Source organism: Pseudorhodobacter sp. E13, from assembly GCF_003991405.1.
Lineage (GTDB): Bacteria > Pseudomonadota > Alphaproteobacteria > Rhodobacterales > Rhodobacteraceae > Pseudorhodobacter.
This window is the reverse complement of the sequence record NZ_RPEN01000150.1, coordinates 1-16,725: the sequence shown is the minus strand read 5'-3', so window position 1 is coordinate 16,725 and position 16,725 is coordinate 1. Positions and strand designations below refer to the sequence as shown.

General features: G+C 61.0%; 13 protein-coding genes. 6 read left to right on the top strand and 7 right to left on the bottom strand.

Features of this window, described 5'->3' with window-relative positions; translation table 11 throughout:
* Positions 1 to 17: 17 nt before the first annotated feature.
* Together EGN72_RS05985 and EGN72_RS05980 are read left to right on the top strand one after the other, a co-directional pair.
* Entirely contained in the window at positions 18 to 1,190 is a 1,173-nt protein-coding gene (locus tag EGN72_RS05985; protein WP_127045750.1) for an acetyl-CoA C-acyltransferase, read from the top strand.
* Positions 1,191 to 1,273: 83 nt separating this feature from the next.
* The gene (locus tag EGN72_RS05980; protein WP_127045749.1) at positions 1,274 to 1,729 is read left to right on the top strand and encodes a GAF domain-containing protein; all 456 of its coding nucleotides are present in this window, start codon (positions 1,274 to 1,276) and stop codon (positions 1,727 to 1,729) included.
* A gap of 39 nt (positions 1,730 to 1,768) precedes the next feature.
* Here EGN72_RS05980 and EGN72_RS05975 read toward each other — a convergent pair whose 3' ends face one another.
* Together EGN72_RS05975 and EGN72_RS05970 are read right to left on the bottom strand one after the other, a co-directional pair.
* Positions 1,769 to 2,155, bottom strand: a complete 387-nt coding sequence (locus tag EGN72_RS05975; protein WP_199743707.1) for a GFA family protein — start codon at positions 2,153 to 2,155, stop codon at positions 1,769 to 1,771.
* A 3-nt stretch (positions 2,156 to 2,158) separates the two neighbouring features.
* The gene (locus EGN72_RS05970; RefSeq protein ID WP_127045747.1) at positions 2,159 to 2,581 is read right to left on the bottom strand and encodes a VOC family protein; all 423 of its coding nucleotides are present in this window, start codon (positions 2,579 to 2,581) and stop codon (positions 2,159 to 2,161) included.
* Positions 2,582 to 2,701: 120 nt separating this feature from the next.
* On the opposite strand from EGN72_RS05970, the gene EGN72_RS05965 reads away from it, so the two are divergent.
* Together EGN72_RS05965 and EGN72_RS05960 are read left to right on the top strand one after the other, a co-directional pair.
* On the top strand, positions 2,702 to 3,598 hold the full coding sequence (locus EGN72_RS05965; RefSeq protein ID WP_127045746.1) for a homocysteine S-methyltransferase family protein: 897 nt from the start codon (positions 2,702 to 2,704) through the stop codon (positions 3,596 to 3,598).
* A gap of 27 nt (positions 3,599 to 3,625) precedes the next feature.
* Complete coding sequence (locus EGN72_RS05960; protein WP_127045745.1) at positions 3,626 to 4,276, top strand: pseudouridine synthase; 651 nt, start codon at positions 3,626 to 3,628, stop codon at positions 4,274 to 4,276.
* A gap of 6 nt (positions 4,277 to 4,282) precedes the next feature.
* Here EGN72_RS05960 and EGN72_RS05955 read toward each other — a convergent pair whose 3' ends face one another.
* Positions 4,283 to 5,053, bottom strand: a complete 771-nt coding sequence (locus EGN72_RS05955) for a DeoR/GlpR family DNA-binding transcription regulator (RefSeq protein ID WP_127045744.1) — start codon at positions 5,051 to 5,053, stop codon at positions 4,283 to 4,285.
* Between the two features lie 254 nt (positions 5,054 to 5,307).
* Here EGN72_RS05955 and glpD point away from each other — a divergent pair, with 254 nt between their 5' ends.
* Both glpD and glpK read left to right on the top strand, forming a co-directional pair.
* The gene (glpD, locus tag EGN72_RS05950) at positions 5,308 to 6,897 is read left to right on the top strand and encodes a glycerol-3-phosphate dehydrogenase (RefSeq protein WP_127045743.1); all 1,590 of its coding nucleotides are present in this window, start codon (positions 5,308 to 5,310) and stop codon (positions 6,895 to 6,897) included.
* Positions 6,898 to 6,942: 45 nt separating this feature from the next.
* Positions 6,943 to 8,430 (top strand): glycerol kinase GlpK, encoded by a 1,488-nt coding sequence (glpK, locus tag EGN72_RS05945; RefSeq protein WP_127045742.1) that lies wholly within the window; start codon positions 6,943 to 6,945, stop codon positions 8,428 to 8,430.
* A 101-nt stretch (positions 8,431 to 8,531) separates the two neighbouring features.
* Here glpK and EGN72_RS05940 read toward each other — a convergent pair whose 3' ends face one another.
* The 4 genes from EGN72_RS05940 to EGN72_RS05925 are packed head-to-tail and all read right to left on the bottom strand — an operon-like array spanning position 8,532 to position 16,533.
* Positions 8,532 to 9,707, bottom strand: a complete 1,176-nt coding sequence (locus EGN72_RS05940; protein ID WP_199743709.1) for an HlyD family efflux transporter periplasmic adaptor subunit — start codon at positions 9,705 to 9,707, stop codon at positions 8,532 to 8,534.
* Positions 9,707 to 11,896, bottom strand: coding sequence for an ATP-binding cassette domain-containing protein (locus tag EGN72_RS05935; protein ID WP_127045840.1), 2,190 nt, complete (start codon positions 11,894 to 11,896; stop codon positions 9,707 to 9,709). The genes EGN72_RS05940 and EGN72_RS05935 overlap by 1 nt, the downstream gene beginning before the upstream one ends.
* A 23-nt stretch (positions 11,897 to 11,919) precedes the next feature.
* On the bottom strand, positions 11,920 to 13,296 hold the full coding sequence (locus EGN72_RS05930; RefSeq protein ID WP_127045740.1) for a TolC family protein: 1,377 nt from the start codon (positions 13,294 to 13,296) through the stop codon (positions 11,920 to 11,922).
* A 12-nt stretch (positions 13,297 to 13,308) separates the two neighbouring features.
* Positions 13,309 to 16,533, bottom strand: coding sequence for an Ig-like domain-containing protein (locus EGN72_RS05925; RefSeq protein WP_158623145.1), 3,225 nt, complete (start codon positions 16,531 to 16,533; stop codon positions 13,309 to 13,311).
* Positions 16,534 to 16,725: the final 192 nt, after the last annotated feature.

The window sequence follows — 16,725 nt, the reverse complement described above, 5'->3', positions numbered from 1 at the left end:
CGAATTGGGGGGCATTCATGCAAAAAGTTGTCATATCGGGCGCGGCGCGCACGGCGATGGGTGGGTTTCAAGGCGCGTTTTCCGGGGTGCCTGCCGCCACGCTGGGGGGCGCTGCGATTCGCGCGGCTTTGGGCGGGGTTGATCCGGCACTGGTGCAAGAGCTGTTGATGGGCTGCGTTCTGCCCGCAGGCCAAGGTCAGGCCCCGGCCCGTCAGGCAGGGTTTGCGGCGGGCCTGTCCGATGCTGTTCCGGCAACCACACTCAACAAGATGTGCGGCTCGGGCATGAAAGCCGCGATGATCGCGCATGACCAGATCGCGCTGGGCCAAACCGCCGTGATGGTGGCAGGCGGCATGGAAAGCATGACCGAGGCACCGTATCTTTTGCCCAAGATGCGCTCCGGCGCGCGGCTTGGCCATGTTGGTGCCATTGACCATATGTTTCTGGATGGGCTGGAGGATGCCTATGACAAAGGCCGACTGATGGGCACTTTCGCCGAAGACTGCGCCCAAGCGTTCCAATTCACCCGCGCCGATCAGGATGCCTATGCGCTGGCCTCGCTGACCCGCGCCTTGGACGCCACGCAAAGCGGGGCCTTGGCGGCCGAGATTACACCCGTCACCGTGTCGGGCCGCAAAGGCGAAACCACCGTGACCACCGATGAACAACCCGCGCAGGCCCGCCCGGAAAAGATCCCCACGCTGAAACCTGCCTTCCGTAAGGACGGCACGGTGACGGCGGCCAATTCCTCGTCCATCTCGGATGGGGCGGCGGCCTTGCTGATGGCCTCTGAAACTGCCGCCAAAGCCCAAAACCTGCCCATTCGCGCCTATGTCATGGGGCATGCCAGCCACGCCCATGCCCCTGCCGATTTCCCCACCGCGCCGGTTCCCGCTGCCCGCAAATTGCTGGATCACCTTGGCTGGACCGTGGCGGATGTTGACCTGTGGGAGGTGAACGAGGCTTTCGCCGTTGTCCCCATGGCCTTCATGCACGAACTTCAAATCCCGCATGACAAGGTGAATGTGAACGGCGGTGCCTGCGCCTTGGGCCACCCTATCGGCGCTTCGGGCGCGCGGATCATTGTCACCCTGCTCCACGCCCTAGAGGCGCGCAACCTCAAACGCGGCATCGCCGCCATCTGCATCGGCGGCGGCGAAGGCACGGCCATCGCGATTGAGCTGCCCTGACTCTTCCCGCTTTCTTTTCGGCCCAAATATCCCGGGGGTGCGGGGGCTGGCCCCCGCTCCCTTCGCAAACCACAAGGACGATCATGCCCGACTACGCCCAACTGTCCCAAACGCTCCACGCGCTGTGCCAAGGTGAAACCGACAGTGTCGCCCTCATGGCCACCATCGCTTGCGAACTCCATCACGCGCATGACCTGTCGGATTGGACAGGGTTTTACCGCGTGACTGCGCCGGAAACGCTGAAAATTGGGCCCTATCAAGGCGGGCATGGCTGTCTGGTCATCCCTTTCTCGCGCGGGGTCTGTGGTGCGGCAGCGCGGACAGGGCAGCCGCAACTGGTGCCAGATGTTGATGCCTTTCCCGGCCATATCGCCTGCGCGTCCTCTACCCGGTCGGAACTGGTGCTGCCGGTCTGGAACGGGGCGGGCAAGCTGTTGGGGGTGCTGGATCTTGACAGCAACACACCTGCCGCCTTCACCGAAACCGATGTGACAGAACTCACCCGGCTGATGGCCGATCTCTTTCGCAACGCCGAATAAAGCGGTTCAGGCTAAGCCCGAAACGCCCCAATCCGTTCGCTATTGGGCGTTTTGCGGCAAGCCATCGCTGATATCGTAGTAATCCCCCTTGTCGGCGCAAAAGATATGCAGCGACAAGCGCACCCCGGTCGGCGCATCAAACGCCCCCATCGCAATCGCGATCCAGTCGCGGTGCGGTGGGTCAAAAAACAACGATGACCCGCAAGTGCCACAAAACCCGCGCCGCACTTTGGCGCTGGAGTGATACCACCGCAGCCCATCCTCTCGCAGCAGCCGCAAATCGCCCTTGGCAACCTCGGTCGAGGCAAAATAATGCCCAGATATCCTGCGGCAGACAGAGCAATGGCACGCATTTGGTGCACCCAGATCGCCTGTCACCTCAAATTCCACCTCGCCACATTGGCAGCGGCCTTTATGCATGGTCATCCCCTAAATCCGAACGCTTGGCACAAAAGCATAACCATGCGGCGACAGAATGACAGCTTCGCGCAAGCCATGGCCTGCTTTATCTGTCGTCGGTTGCAGCACCACACCCCCAAGCGCCTCGGCCTGTGCGCAGGCGCGATCTGGGTCGGTTTCATGCAAACGCAGCTCGATCCCGGCCCCGCGCGGGCCTGCTTCGGGCAAAAGCCCGTGCAGCGGATGGGCAGCGAAACTGCCGTCGGAATGCACCTGAATCGGTTGCCCCTGATAGGTCACAATCGCGAAATCGGCGGATTGCCGAAAGGCCTGCATCCCGAAAACCCCGGTCAAAAACGCCACCTCTGCGGCGACATCCCGCACCAACAGATTGACCGTAAGCCCCGACAGGGAATGGCCAAAGCTGGCGGCGGGCACTGTGTTATAATCCATTTCGGCCCCTCCGTTTCGGGGTATTTGGCGGGCCGCTTGTGCCCCTGTCAAACGACATATCTTGATCTTTGCCATCAAGGCGCGGAATGTCCGCGCAAAGGCAAAGCAAAGGATGGCATCGTGGCAGATATTACGCTTCTCGACGGCGGGATGGGGCAGGAACTGGTGGCCCGGTCAGGCCGCGCGCCAACCCCTCTTTGGGCCACTCAGGTGATGCTGGACCAGCCCGAACTGGTGCAACAGATCCACGCGGATTACTTTGCGGCAGGGGCCACGGTGGCAACCACCAACACCTATGCCATCCATCACGACCGCTTGGTCAAGCAGGGCATGGACTATCTGTTCCATGATCTGCACGCAGCGGCGCTGCGGCTGGCGAAGGCCGCGCGCGCCGCGCATGGGTCGGGGCGGATCGCAGGGTCACTGGGGCCGCTGGGGGCAAGTTACCGTGCCGATGTGGCCGAACCCGCAGATCAAGCCGCTTCCAAATACGCCGAGATCGCGGCGCTGCTGGCCCCAGAGGTGGATTTCTTCCTGATCGAAACCTCTGCCTCGGTGCTGCAATCCACCGGCGCGCTGCAAGGGGCGGTGACGGCGGGCAAACCGGTGTGGCTGTCGATCACGGTGGATGATGCCGATGGCACGCGCCTGCGCTCGGGCGAGGCGGTGGCCGATCTGGCCCCGGTGATCGCAGAATTTGACCCGGCGGCGGTGCTGGTGAACTGTTCCGTGCCAGAGGCGATGGCCGCAGCCTTGACAGAGGTTGCCACTTTCGGGCGTCCCTTTGGGGCCTATGCCAATGGCTTTACCCATATCGCGCCGGATTTCCTGAAAGACAGCCCAACGGTTGCCGCCTTGTCGTCGCGCCATGACCTGACGCCCGAACGCTATGCCCGTTTCGCGATGGATTGGGTGGGGCAGGGGGCCACGATCATCGGCGGTTGCTGCGAGGTGGGGCCAGTCCATATCGCCGCCTTGGCCCAAAGCCTTCGGGCGGCAGGGCACCGGATTGTCTGACCCCGCAGCTTGGGGTAGGTGCAAAGCATGAGCGATTTCATCTACACCCCCCCAAGCACCCCGCTTTCGGTGATCTATTCCGACGATCATATCGTCGTCGCGGACAAGCCTTCCGGCCTGCTGTCCGTGCCGGGACGCGGAGAGGAGCGCAGCGATTGCCTGATAAACCGCCTGCGCGAGGTGTTTCCCGATATCTTGCTGGTGCATCGGCTGGACCTTGATACATCGGGGGTGATGATCTTTGGCCGCAGCAAGGCAGCGCAGGGCTTTCTGGGCCAGCAGTTTGAAAAGCGGCTGACCAAGAAAATCTATCTTGCCCGCCTGTGGGGCGAGGTGGCCGAGGACAGCGGGCGCGTTGACTTGCCGCTGATTGTGGATTGGCCGAACCGCCCGCGCCAGCATGTGAATTTTGACACGGGCAAGCCTTCGGTCACGGATTGGCGCGTGCTGCGGCGCGGGGATGGGGAAACCCGGATGCGGTTGACCCCCCTGACCGGGCGCAGCCATCAGTTGCGGGTTCATATGCTGGAAATCGGCCACCCGATCCTTGGCGATCCGCTTTATGCAAGCGGGGCGGCGGCGGCCTTTCCGCGTTTGATGCTGCACGCCGACAGCCTGAAAATCCGCCACCCCGACAGCGGCGCGGTGATGACCTTTTCGGCAGACTGCCCGTTCTGAGCCGGTTCAATCACTGTCCGGTGCCACGACAATGGCCGTATCCGAAGTGGCGCAAAGCGCGGTCAGCTTGGCGGGCAGCGGCTTGTCGGTGAAAAACGTATCAATCCGGGTCAGCGACACAATCCGCGCCGGGGCGCTGCGGCTGAACTTGGAATGATCCGCCACCAGAAAGCTGCGGCGGGCCTGCGCGATGATGGTCTGGCTGACGATCACTTCTTGAAAGTCGAAATCCAGCAGATCACCGTCCTGATCCAAGGCAGAGCAGCCAATCACCGCGAAATCGAACTTGAACTGCCGGATCGTGTCCGAGGCCAGATGCCCCACCAACCCCGCATCAGACCGCCGCAGCATGCCCCCCGTCACGATCACATCGCAGTCCGGGTTGCCCGCAAGGATACCGGCGACATTCATGTTATTCGTCACCACCAACAGCTTGCGATGGTGCAACAGCGCGCGCGCGACCGCTTCGGTGCTGGTGCCGATGTTCAGAAACACCGACGCCCCATCCGGGACTTGCGCGGCACAGGCGCGGGCGATGGCCGTTTTGGCGGTTTCATTCAGGATGCGCCGATCCTCATAGCCGATATTGATGGTGCCCGATGGCATGATCGCGCCGCCATGCACCCGTGTCAGCTTGCCGCCCTCGGCCAGTTCGGTCAGGTCGCGGCGGATGGTCTGCACCGTGACGCCAAATCGTTCGGCCAGCGCCTCGACCGTCACCCGGCCCTCTTTTTGCGCGATGCCCAGAATCTCGGGGTGGCGGAAGTTCTGGGACATGATTCGGCGGCTCCGGTTTTCGCTTATGTTCGTTTTTATCAAGGGATGGGGAAAATGTATCCTGTAATGTTCGTTTCGGTGAGGCTTGTTGTCGTCAGACTCCTAAAAATTATTGGTTTTTAACGCATTTTCAGTAGGTTGATCGTGGTAAACTATTCTGGCAGCAATCGAACATTAGCGAAAATAAACCTTGCGAAAACGCGCCTTGGGTGGTTCGCTAAAGGGGAATTCTGCCAGATGGACGGGAAAGCCCTATGTCGCCCCATGCCCAAGATACCGCTGTCACCGACCTGTTCATCATTGGCGGCGGCATCAATGGATGCGGTATCGCGCGCGATGCGGCGGGGCGCGGGCTGCGCGTGACACTGGCCGAGATGAACGACCTTGCCTCGGCCACTTCCAGCGCCTCGACCAAGCTGTTTCACGGTGGCTTGCGCTATCTGGAATATTGGGAAGTGCGCTTGGTGCGCGAGGCGCTGATTGAGCGCGAAACCTTGCTGCGTGCCATGCCGCATATCAGTTGGCCCATGCGCTTTGTGCTGCCCTATCACAAGGATATGCGGTTCGAAGGGGATACGCCGACCTCCAAGCTGTTGGGTCTGGTGATGCCTTGGATGAAGGGGCGGCGGCCTGCTTGGCTGATCCGGCTGGGGTTGTTCATGTATGATCATCTGGGCGGGCGCAAGATTTTGCCCGGCACCGTGACGCTGAACCTGCCCGGCACGCCCGAAGGCGCGCCGATCGAAGACAGGTTTCAGCGCGCCTATGAATATTCCGATTGCTGGATCGAGGATTCGCGATTGGTCGTGCTGAACGCCCGCGATGCCGAGGCGCGCGGGGCCGAAATCATGGTGCGGACCAAGGTTCTGTCGGCCCTGCGGGTGGAAGGCCTGTGGGAGATCACGCTGGAGCGGGACGGCCAGACCGAGACTCGGCGGGCCAAGATGCTGGTCAATGCCGCCGGGCCTTGGGTGGGCGATGTGATCCAGCAAAAGCTGCGGATCAACACGACCGAAGGCGTGCGGCTGGTGCGCGGCAGCCATATCGTGACCAAGCGGCTTTACGATCACGACAAATGCTATTTCTTTCAAGGCACGGACGGGCGGATCATCTTTGCCATCCCCTATGAGACGGATTTCACCCTGATCGGCACCACCGATGCCGAACATGACAGCCCGGATGCGCCCCCGGTTTGCACCCCGGCCGAGCGTGACTATCTGATCGCCTTTGCCAATAAATACTTCAAACGCGATATCAGCGCCGCCGATGTGGTCTGGACCTATTCGGGCGTGCGGCCTCTGTATGATGACGGGGCCAGCAGTGCCACCGCCGCGACCCGCGACTATACGCTGAAAGTGGATGCCGCAGGCGGTGCCCCGATCCTGAACATCTTTGGCGGCAAGATCACCACCTATCGCCGTTTGGCCGAAAGCGCGATGGACAAGATCGGGGCTTATTTTCCTGGTCTGCCGCCAAAATGGACAGCAGGCGTGCCGCTGCCGGGGGGGGATTTCCCGACCGATGGGGTGGCGGCGTTGATTGCCGGGCTGCAACGCGATTACCCGTTCCTGACGCCGTTTTGGGCACGCCGCTTGGTGCGGGCCTATGGCACCGAGGCGCGGCAGATATTGGGGAATGCCACATCCGCCACCGATCTGGGGCAGGATTTTGGTGCCACCCTGACCGCGCGCGAGGTAAGCTGGCTGATGACCCGCGAATATGCGCGCTGCGCCGAAGATGTGGTTTGGCGGCGCAACAAGCTGGGTCTGCGGATGGATAGGGCCCAAATCGCCACGCTGGACGCATGGATGCAAAGCGCCGGAGCCTCCGGCGGGGATATTTAAGAATAGATGAAACGATAAGGCGGATAAGCCAAGGGGAGGATGACGATGACCTATATTCTGGCGATTGATCAGGGAACCACCTCCAGCCGGGCCATCGTGTTCGATGCGGCGATGCAGCGGGTGGCGGTTGCGCAAGAGGAGTTTCCCCAGCATTTCCCGCAATCGGGCTGGGTAGAGCATGACGCGGGCGATTTGTGGTCGACGACAGCAGGCACATGCCGTGCGGCGATTGAAAAGGCGGGGCTGGGGCCGGAAGATATTGCGGCAATCGGCATCACCAATCAGCGTGAGACGACGCTGGTTTGGGACCGCAAGACGGGCCAGCCGATCCATCGGGCGATTGTCTGGCAAGACCGCCGCACCGCCGCCTATTGCCGGGAGTTGCGCGAGGCGGGGCAGGATGTGCTGATTACCGAACGCACCGGGTTGCTGGCGGACCCGTATTTTTCCGGCACCAAGCTGAAGTGGATTCTGGATCATGTGGACGGTGCGCGGGTGCGGGCACGGCGTGGCGAACTGGCCTTTGGCACGGTGGACAGCTATCTGATCTGGAAACTGACGGGCGGGGCCGCGCATGTGACCGATGCGACCAATGCCGCGCGCACCATGCTCTATGATATTCACAAAGGGCGGTGGAGCCGCACGATCTGTGAGCTTTTCGACATCCCGATGGAGATGCTGCCCGAGGTGAAGGATTGTGCCGCCGATTTCGGCATGACACGCCCGGACCTGTTCGGGCGTCCGATCCCTATTCTTGGGGTTGCGGGCGACCAGCAGGCGGCGACCGTGGGGCAGGCCTGTTTCAAGCCGGGGATGATGAAATCCACCTATGGCACTGGCTGTTTTGCGTTGTTGAACACCGGCGACAAGGCCGTGACCTCCAAGAACCGGTTGCTGACGACGATTGCCTATCAATTGGACGGCACGCCGACCTATGCGCTGGAAGGGTCAATCTTTGTGGCGGGGGCTGTGGTGCAATGGCTGCGCGACGGGTTGAAGATTATCCGTGAGGCGGGCGAGACGCAGCCCTTGGCTGAACGCGCAGACCCGGGGCAGAGCGTGGTTCTGGTGCCGGCTTTCGTCGGGTTGGGGGCGCCCTATTGGAACGCGGAATGCCGGGGCGCGGTGTTTGGCCTGACACGGGGCACAGGGCCAGAGGAAATGGCGCGTGCGGCGCTGGAATCCGTGGGCTATCAGACCCGCGATCTGTTGGAGGCGATGCAGGCCGATTGGGCCGCCACCGGGGCAGAGCCAACCTTGCGCGTGGATGGCGGCATGACGGCGAGCGATTGGACCATGCAGTTTCTGGCCGATATCATTGGCGCAAAGGTCGACCGCCCGGTGATGGTGGAAACCACGGCCTTGGGTGCCGCATGGCTGGCGGGGCAGCGGGCCGGGATTTACCCCGATCAGGCAGGATTCGCGGCAAACTGGGCCTTGGAGCGCACGTTTGAGCCCCAGATGTCGGCCGAGGAGCGCCGCATCAAATATGAGGCGTGGAAGCGGGCCGTGGCGGCTGTGTTGACATTCTGAGCCTGTGGCAAATGCAGCCGCCCGCGGCCACCCGCTTGCGGAAGGCCAAGCGCGATAGGTATTTTTGCCAAGATGAAGGGGCGTGCCCGGTCGCGCGGTGCCTAGCGTTCGCGCAGGGCTTCGCGTGATTTATACAGCGGTTTGGTAAGGTAGGTCAGGATGGTTTTGCCACCCGTCTGCAATTCCACCTCGGCCTGCATACCGGGGCGGATTTCCATTTTGGCCTGACGTTCGGTCAGATGTTTCAGGTCCACCCGCAGCGTTACCTTGTAATGCGCGGCGGCATCCGGGTCGCGGGCGCGTTCATCCTTGAACGTATCCGCCGAAACCAGCACCACCTCTCCCTGCAAAGAGCCGTAGATCGTGTAATCATAGGCCGAAAGCTTGATCGTCGCTTCCTGCCCTTGCCGGACAGAGGCGATATTGGCGGGCTTTACCTTGGCCTCGATGAACATTTCTTCATCCAGCGGGACGATTTGCAAAATCTCTTCGCCGGGGCGGACAACGCCGCCAATGGTGGTGACCGAAAGCTTGTTGACCACGCCGCGCATCGGGGCGGAAAGCACGGTGCGGTCCAGCTGATCGACAGCGCCTTTCAGCATTTGCCGCAAAGACGTAAGCTCTTTCAGCGCGTCGGAATATTCCTTGGCGCGTTCCAGTTCCATCTGCGTTGTGGTTTCGGAATAGCGGTTTTCGGCATCGCGAAAGCTTTTGCGGGCCTTGGTCACTTCGATCAGCGGTGCGATTTCCTGCGCATACATGTTTTCCAGCAGGTCGAGTTCTTTTTGGGCCTGAATAAGCACCTGTTTCGCACCATCGCGCCGGGCGATGAAATCGCTTTGCCGCGCGGCCAGCAACGCGCCTTCGGAGGCAACGATATCGGGCAGGCGCTGGGCCAGTTCATCCGGCACGTCAAATTCCAGCATGCCGGCCATTTCCGCCTCCAGCCGCCGCCGCCGGATTTCAAAGCTGGCGATCTGGTCGCGCAATTCATCGACCTTGGATTGGTATTGCGTGCCGTAAAGCCGGGCAAGTGTTTGGCCCGGTTCCACGATATCGCCTTCGGCCACGTTCAGTTCGGCCAGAATCCCGCCTTCAAGGTTCTGGATGATCTGCGGGCGCGAGGAGGAGACAACCTCGCCCGGGGCGCGCACGATTTCATCGACCCAAGCAAAAGCCGCCCAGATCACGAAGACCACGACCGCGGCAAAAATGATCCAGATCATCCGTCCGGGGCGCTGGCTTTTTTCCTCTAGCCCGTGGTCGAAGGTGGTCATCATTTGGCACCGCCTTGGGCTTTGTTCAGATGCGCCAACACCGCCTCACGCGGGCCATCGACGGCCAGCTTGCCGTTTTGCATGATCAGTGTGCGGGTGGTCAGTTGCAGGATCGGGATGCGGTGGGTGGCGATGATGGCGGTGCGCCCTTCCAGCCAAGTGGTCAGGCGGCTGACCAGCGTTGCCTCCAGCGTCTGGTCCAGCGCGGCGGTGGGTTCATCCAGCAGCACGATCTGTGGGTTTTGCAGCCAGATGCGCGCCCAGCCGATGGACTGGCGCTGACCAACCGACAGGCCTTCGCCCAACTCGCGGATTTCCAGATCAAGGCCGCGCGGATGGTTGCGGATGAAGGGGCCGAGGCCTGCGAATTCCAGCGCCTCGAACAGGCGATCATCGTCGCGTTCAAGCTGGTTCATGTTCAGGTTGTCACGGATCGTGCCCGAGAACAGCCGCACCTCTTGCCCCAAATAGCCAATGCCGCGCCGCAGGTCGCGCGGATGAATCTGGCCCATATCGACATTGTCCAGAAGGATGCGCCCCGAGGTCGGCTCATACAGGCCCGCAAGAACGCGCAGCAGGGTGGATTTGCCAGAGCCATTGGTGCCCAGCACCGCGACATGCTGACCCGCCGGGATCTTGCAGCCTTGAATTTCCACCGTGGCGGCCGAGGCTTCGTCATATTTGAAGGTTAGGTTGCGCAACTCATACACGCCCGTCAGGCGCTCGCGGCGCAGGTATTTGCGGCCTTGTTCTTCGACCTGATCGGCCCCGGCAATGGCGTCCAGCCCTTGCAGCGCGGCCTTGGTGTTGGACCAGCGCGCAAGGGTGGCGGAAAGCTGGGCCAAGGGGCCAAGGGTGCGCCCGGTCAGAATACCGATGGCGATGATCGTGCCCATCGTGAAATCACCGGAAAACACAAGGTAAGCCCCGGCGACCACGGCCAGAATATAGGTGGCCTGTTGCACCCCTTGGGCCCAATAGGTCAGCGCCGAAGACAGGTGCCGCTGTTCCGACGATTTCACGGCAGACAGCGTTACAAGTTCCTGCCACAGCCTTTTGACGCGATCTTCGCCGCGCTGGGTGGCCACGGTTTCCTGTTCATAAACCGCCTCATACAGCAGCCGCGAGGCGCGCATGGAGGCCCCTTGGGTCGATTGCGTCAGGGCGATCATCTTTTTCTGGAACAAAAAGCCCGGCGCGACCATCAGAATACCGCCGACCACCAGAATCCAAACCAGATTGCCCCCGATAGAGGCAACCAGCAGCAGGAAGATAAGGATGAACGGAATATCCGCCATCGTGCCAATGGTGGAGGCGGTGAAAAACTCTCGCACCGAGGAAAATTCCCGCATGGCGCTGAATATCTGGCTGGGCGCACGGGTGCCGGCTGCTTGCTTCATGCCAAGCAGACGGTGCATCAGGCGCGATTGCACGGTCAGTTCAATCCGCCGACCCGTCACATCCATCAGGCCAGAGCGGGCCATTTTCAGCACGCCTTCGAGGATCACCGCCAGTAGCGCGCCAAGCGCCAGAACCCACAGCGTGGGTTCCGATTTATGCGGGATCACGCGGTCATAAACCTGCAAGGAAAACAGCGCGACCGCCACGGCCAAAAGGTTGGCCACCATCGACCCGGCGGCAACTTCCAGCAATTGGCGGCGGTAATGCGGGAATTCGCCCCAGAACCAATGCGCGGCGGCGGCCTTGTCCGAATGGCGGGATTCAAGGTCCGCCATCGTGGTGCGGGCGCGCAACAGCTTTCCTGTGAACACCTTGTAGAAATCGGCAAGCGGCACATCGGCGCGGTTGTCGGGGCAGGTGGTGTCATAAATCTCGACCGTGGTGTCAGACTGGCCCAGCACCAGCACCACCTGATCCGAGGCCATCAGGGCCAGCGCGGGCCAGGCGCCTTCGCCAGATTTCGGGGCCTTTTCGACCTTGGCTGTCAGCCCGACACCGCGCAGCGCTGCGGCGATTTCATCCAGCCCCAGCGCACCACTGCCCGCCGCGATCTGGATATGTTCCAAAAGGTCAGCCGCCGAAATCTCGGACCCAAGCAATCCGGCATAGACCGAGGCCAATTGCGCGCGGGTCATCGCGCGGCTGGTGTGGCGGGGGCGGTGCGGGCGTTGTGAAGGTGCGGGCCGTGCAGAAGCAGCGACCGAAGCAGTGCTTCGGTCGGCATTCATGTCAAAGGCGACCACACGGTCGTTCACATCCTGGCCCCGTCCACCAATACTCCGCGTATTTTCGCGATCTGTAAGCTGCGCATTGCGATATCGTAGGTCAGCGCAACATGCTCTCGTTCCAAGCCTGTGTAAGTTTCATACATTCCGACCAGTTCCATCAAGGGTCTTCGGCCGAATTTGTATTGTTTTGTAAACATTTCGAGGTTGTTCGCCGTTTGGGCCAAGACGGCGGCATCCTGCGCCTCGCGGGATTTCAGCGTGGCTATCTCGCGTTCCAGCGCCACGATCTGGCGCTGGGCGTCATCGCGGGTGCTTTCAACCTTTTGCGCGGCGGCCTGTTTACTGGCCTCAACGGCGCGCAGGCTGGCCCCGGTGCCAAAACCGATGCCGTTATCGGTTTCGAGGTTCAAGCCGCCCGTCACCCCGCCTTTGCCCAAGGTGCCGCTTGCGCTCAGGCTGGGCAAAAAGCCAGCGCGGGCCATTTCCGCTTCGGCAACGGCGCGGCGGGCTTCGCCTTCGGCTTTCAGCACGGCAAGCGGTTCGGACGGTCCCGCAGGCGCATTGATCGAGGACAGCCCCGACACACCTTTCAACGGCACCTGCGTCATCGCGTTCAACTCGGCCAGCGCGGTTGTGGCCGCTTCCTGATCTGCGGCGGCGAGCCTTTGCATTTCTGCGATCTTTTGCTGGATCACACGCTCCTCGGACCGATCCGACAAGCCGCCCTCAACGCGCAATCCCATGATCCGGCCATATTCCTGCAAGGTGCCAACACCTTTGTTTGCAGCGGCGGCGCGGGCCATCGACTGTTGAGCGGTGATGTAATAGGCCAAGCCTTCATAAACGCGGGTGTTCATTTCCTGCGACAGGCCAACGGCAGCGATTTCCACATCGGCGGCTGCAAAGGCGCGCTCTGCCTTGCGCTTGCCGTTGTCGAACAGCATCTGCTCGACCAGAATGGATGCTGCAAGCGTGCCCAGCGAGGTCAGGCTGATCGAAGGACCGATGGAGGGCAGCCAGTTTTTAGATTTCGCTTCGGCCTTCAGGCGGGCCACGCGCAGCTCTGCCGCGGCAGAGCCCTTGTTGGCGGCAAGAACCGCGCTGGCGATCTGTGCATAGGGACCTTTGGCAGGCAGGACAGAGCGGCGGGCAATCAGCCCATCAATGACAAAGGACCGCTGTTCGCCGCGATCTGACTTGTCTGCTGCCGCAAGGCCGATTTCGCTGGCATTCGCCCCAATCGCTGCGGGTTGTGACGGTGAACTGCCTGCAAACATGGATACACCGGGCAATCCGTCGCCCATACATCCTGACAGCACCAAAATACTCGTGACTGCGGCAAGCCGCGCGGCGGGGCTTTTGCCCCCGCCGCGTTGTGCCTTTCGGGTTCTGTCTGGCATGTGCTTGCCCTATCAGAACGTGGGTTGGATGTCGTCGTCCAGATAGATCGAAGCCCCATCATCGCCCAGCGTGTAAAGCGTGAAGCCAGCCGGGGCAGAGCCTTGATCCGCTGCTTTCTGTGCATCCTGCAAGGTGATGCTGTCATCGGCACCCCCTTTGATCACCAGCGTGTTTTCAGGACCGGTGATTGCGATCAGGTCTTCGGCGCTGATGGTCATGCTGGTTTTTGCAACCGTCAGATCCAGCGTGGTGAAGTCAAAGTCGCGCAGTCCTGCATTACCCAGATCAATTGTCGAGGTGCCGGTGTTGTTGGTCAGGAACAGGGTCGAAGAGTCGTTCCCGGCATCATCGGCATGGCTGACAACCAGATAATCGCCTTCAGGAATGGGGCTGCTTTCAAAGTCTGCCCATTTCGAACCCGTGGTCGGCCCATCAAGCTGAATCTCGGTATGGCTGCCGTTTGCGCCAACACGGTGGAAGGTGAAATCAGAGTTGATCGCCTCGTCCAGCTTGACCCCGACCAGATCGGTGCCCGCCGTGTTCTTGCTGAAGGTCGTGATATCCGGCGAGTCCGGCGCAACTGTATCAATCGTAACCGTTTCCGAGAAGCTGGCGGTGTTGCCAGCAAGGTCTGTCGCCTTGAAGTCGATCTTCATGCTGGTGCCATCGCCGCGCGGCAATTGATCGGCGGTAAAGCTTGCCGTCCAGGTGCCGCTGCTGCCAACTTCGATCGTTTGCGTCGCACCCGTGGGCAATGACACCACAACGGTAGAGCCAACTTCGCCGGTTCCGTTCAGATTAAGGCCGTTTGCAACTTCAACTGCGTTCAGAACGCCATCGTCGCCAATCATGCCTCCGCTCCGGGTGAACGGGGTCACGACACGGTCGATGTCGATCATTTCGGTGTAAGGAGTCGAAATATTGCCCAGTTTGTCGGTCGCGGTGACAGTCAGCTTGACCATCTGATCGCCGCCGGGGATGCTGGCGGCAGGGATCGTATAGGTCCAGGTGGTGCCAGTCACGGTTGCTTCAAACGGGCCCGCATTGCCAAAGCTCAGCTTGACCGAAGATCCTGCCTCCACCGTGCCGGTAACGGTCAGCCCGTTTGCGGCCTCGTCGTTGTTCAGCACCTTGTCGGATTTGATGCTGTTGTAGCTGTTGGTCCCTGCGGTGAATGGGTTCACCTCTGTATCGACGGTCAGGATATGAGGGTTGGCTGTCGCGGTGTTCCCGGCCTTGTCGGTGGCCTTCACAGACACAACTGTATTCGCGCCAGTGTCATAAGTGCCGCGCGCAATTTCGGCACTGGAGAAAGTTGCGTTCCACGATCCGTCCGTTTCCGAGGCATAGACGGTGTGGGTCGTGCCTTGGAAGGTCACTTCCACTTTCGCGCCACGTTCTGCCAAGCCGGTCAGTTTTACGCCGGCATCGGCTTCGGTGCTCATGATGATATTATCGCCGCCCGCCTGGTTCGGGTTTACCGAAACCGTTGTGCTGCGGTCCACGGTGATATCGCGGACATCGGTGTCGCTGTTGCCATAGGCATCAATCGCGGTAACGGTCGCAGTTGTGGTCCCGGTGGCTTGCACCGCCGAGGTGGGGAATTTCACCGACCAGTTGCCATCGGCTGCCAAGGTATCCACCGGCAGGGTGACGCCGTTCCATTGCACGGACACCGATTTGGACCCGGCCTCCGCAGTGCCTGTCAGGGTAACGCCTGCATTCGCCTCATCGGCGTTGATGATGTTGTCGGCGGTCAGGTTCCCCGCAGCGAAGTTGACGGTCGTTGTCGTGTCAACCTTCATCGTATGGGTCGCGCTGCTTGGGTTGCCCGCAGCATCCACGGTGGTCGCGGTAAAGGTGCGGTCGCCGTCATTGCCTGCAAACGTGCCGGACGGATAGCGCGCCGTCCAGGTGCCGCTGGCATTGGTTTCCACGGTCTGCGTGGTGGTTCCCATTTTCACCGTTACCATCGCGCCAGGTGTCGATACGCCCGTCACCAGCACTTCACCGTTGGATTCAATAGCGTTGATGGCGTTGTCATCGGTAACCGAGTTGAAGGTCAGCGGATGCGGAACCGTATCCACCGCGATTTTGTCGGTGATGGTGGTTTTGTTGCCCATCGGGTCGGTTGCAACGATGGTCACAGGAATCTCGTGATACTCGCCGCCTGCAATCTGGGCCTGCGTGAACGTCACCGACCAGGTGCCATCTGTGCCCACGGTTGTCGACTGGCTGCCGCCCTCTACGGTGACAACGATCTTCGCGCCGACTTCGCCTTCGCCTTTCACAGTCACGCCATTCGCATATTCGAGAAGGTTCTCAACATCGTTCGTGCTGACAAAGCCTTCGGTCGGCGTCACTTCTGGCGGGGTCAGGTCAATCACAAAACCGGGGCCATCCAGCACGGTTTTGCCGCCATCCTTGTCGGTGACGGTAACAACAGCTTCGAACGTGCCATCGCCGGGGAAGTCATCGCCGTCGAATTCGGTTTCCCAAGTGCCATCGGGCAGGATGGTCGTGGATTGCGTCTTATCGCCGACGACAACCTTGACCGTTTCGCCCGGCTCACCGGTGCCGGTAACGGCAACCGTTTTATCTTCGGTATTGGTCGTGATGTCTTTACTGCTGTTGGCTTCGTTCACCGCCGGAGGGACGCGGCTTGGGCCAGTGCTGCCACCGCCGCCGCCGCCACCACCGCCGCCGCCCAGAGAGCCCAGAACGCCCAGACCGCCGGCAACCGCCGCTGCGGTGCCAAGGCCGCTGCCGCCCAGACCAGCCAGCAGCGCAGGCGCGAACGGGCCCATGCCGACGGTATCATCCGAATAGCCGTCTGCGGCCATCAGGGTGTTGTCATCGGTAAAGCGGATATCATCGACGTTGGAATATTTATTCCAGGTATCGACGGGGCCGTAATTGGCATACATCGTGCCATCGCCGCCATCCGTCAGGAAAACCTCGGTCACTTCACCGTTGGAGCTGAGGTAAAGGCGATTATCTTCGCCTGCCGCTGATTCAAAATATCCGCTCAGCGTGATCTGGCGACCGTCGGAGAGCTTCAGAACAAGATCCTTGCCCTGACGTTCATATCCCAACACGCTGGACTGAGACAGATTCAGCGATACGGTTTCACCCGAACCAACCTGAAGAAATTCACTGCCGCCTTCGCCTGCTACAGCGCCGCGCACAACTTTGCCCGCAGAAGTGCGGACAGCGAAATCAATCGCCTTAACCATGATACTACTCCGCCTCATATCCGGGATTTATGATTGCCCCGGTTTTGTTTTGGGCATTTTTGCCCTATTGCTGCCTTAATACCTAGTGTTCTGAGTCTGACGCTTGTTACCGATTTCCGCGAATTTCATCGAGTTTGTCCAGCGCGCGGCGTTCGCGGGTAAGGATGTCTTGCGCCGACTTTGTCCAGACGA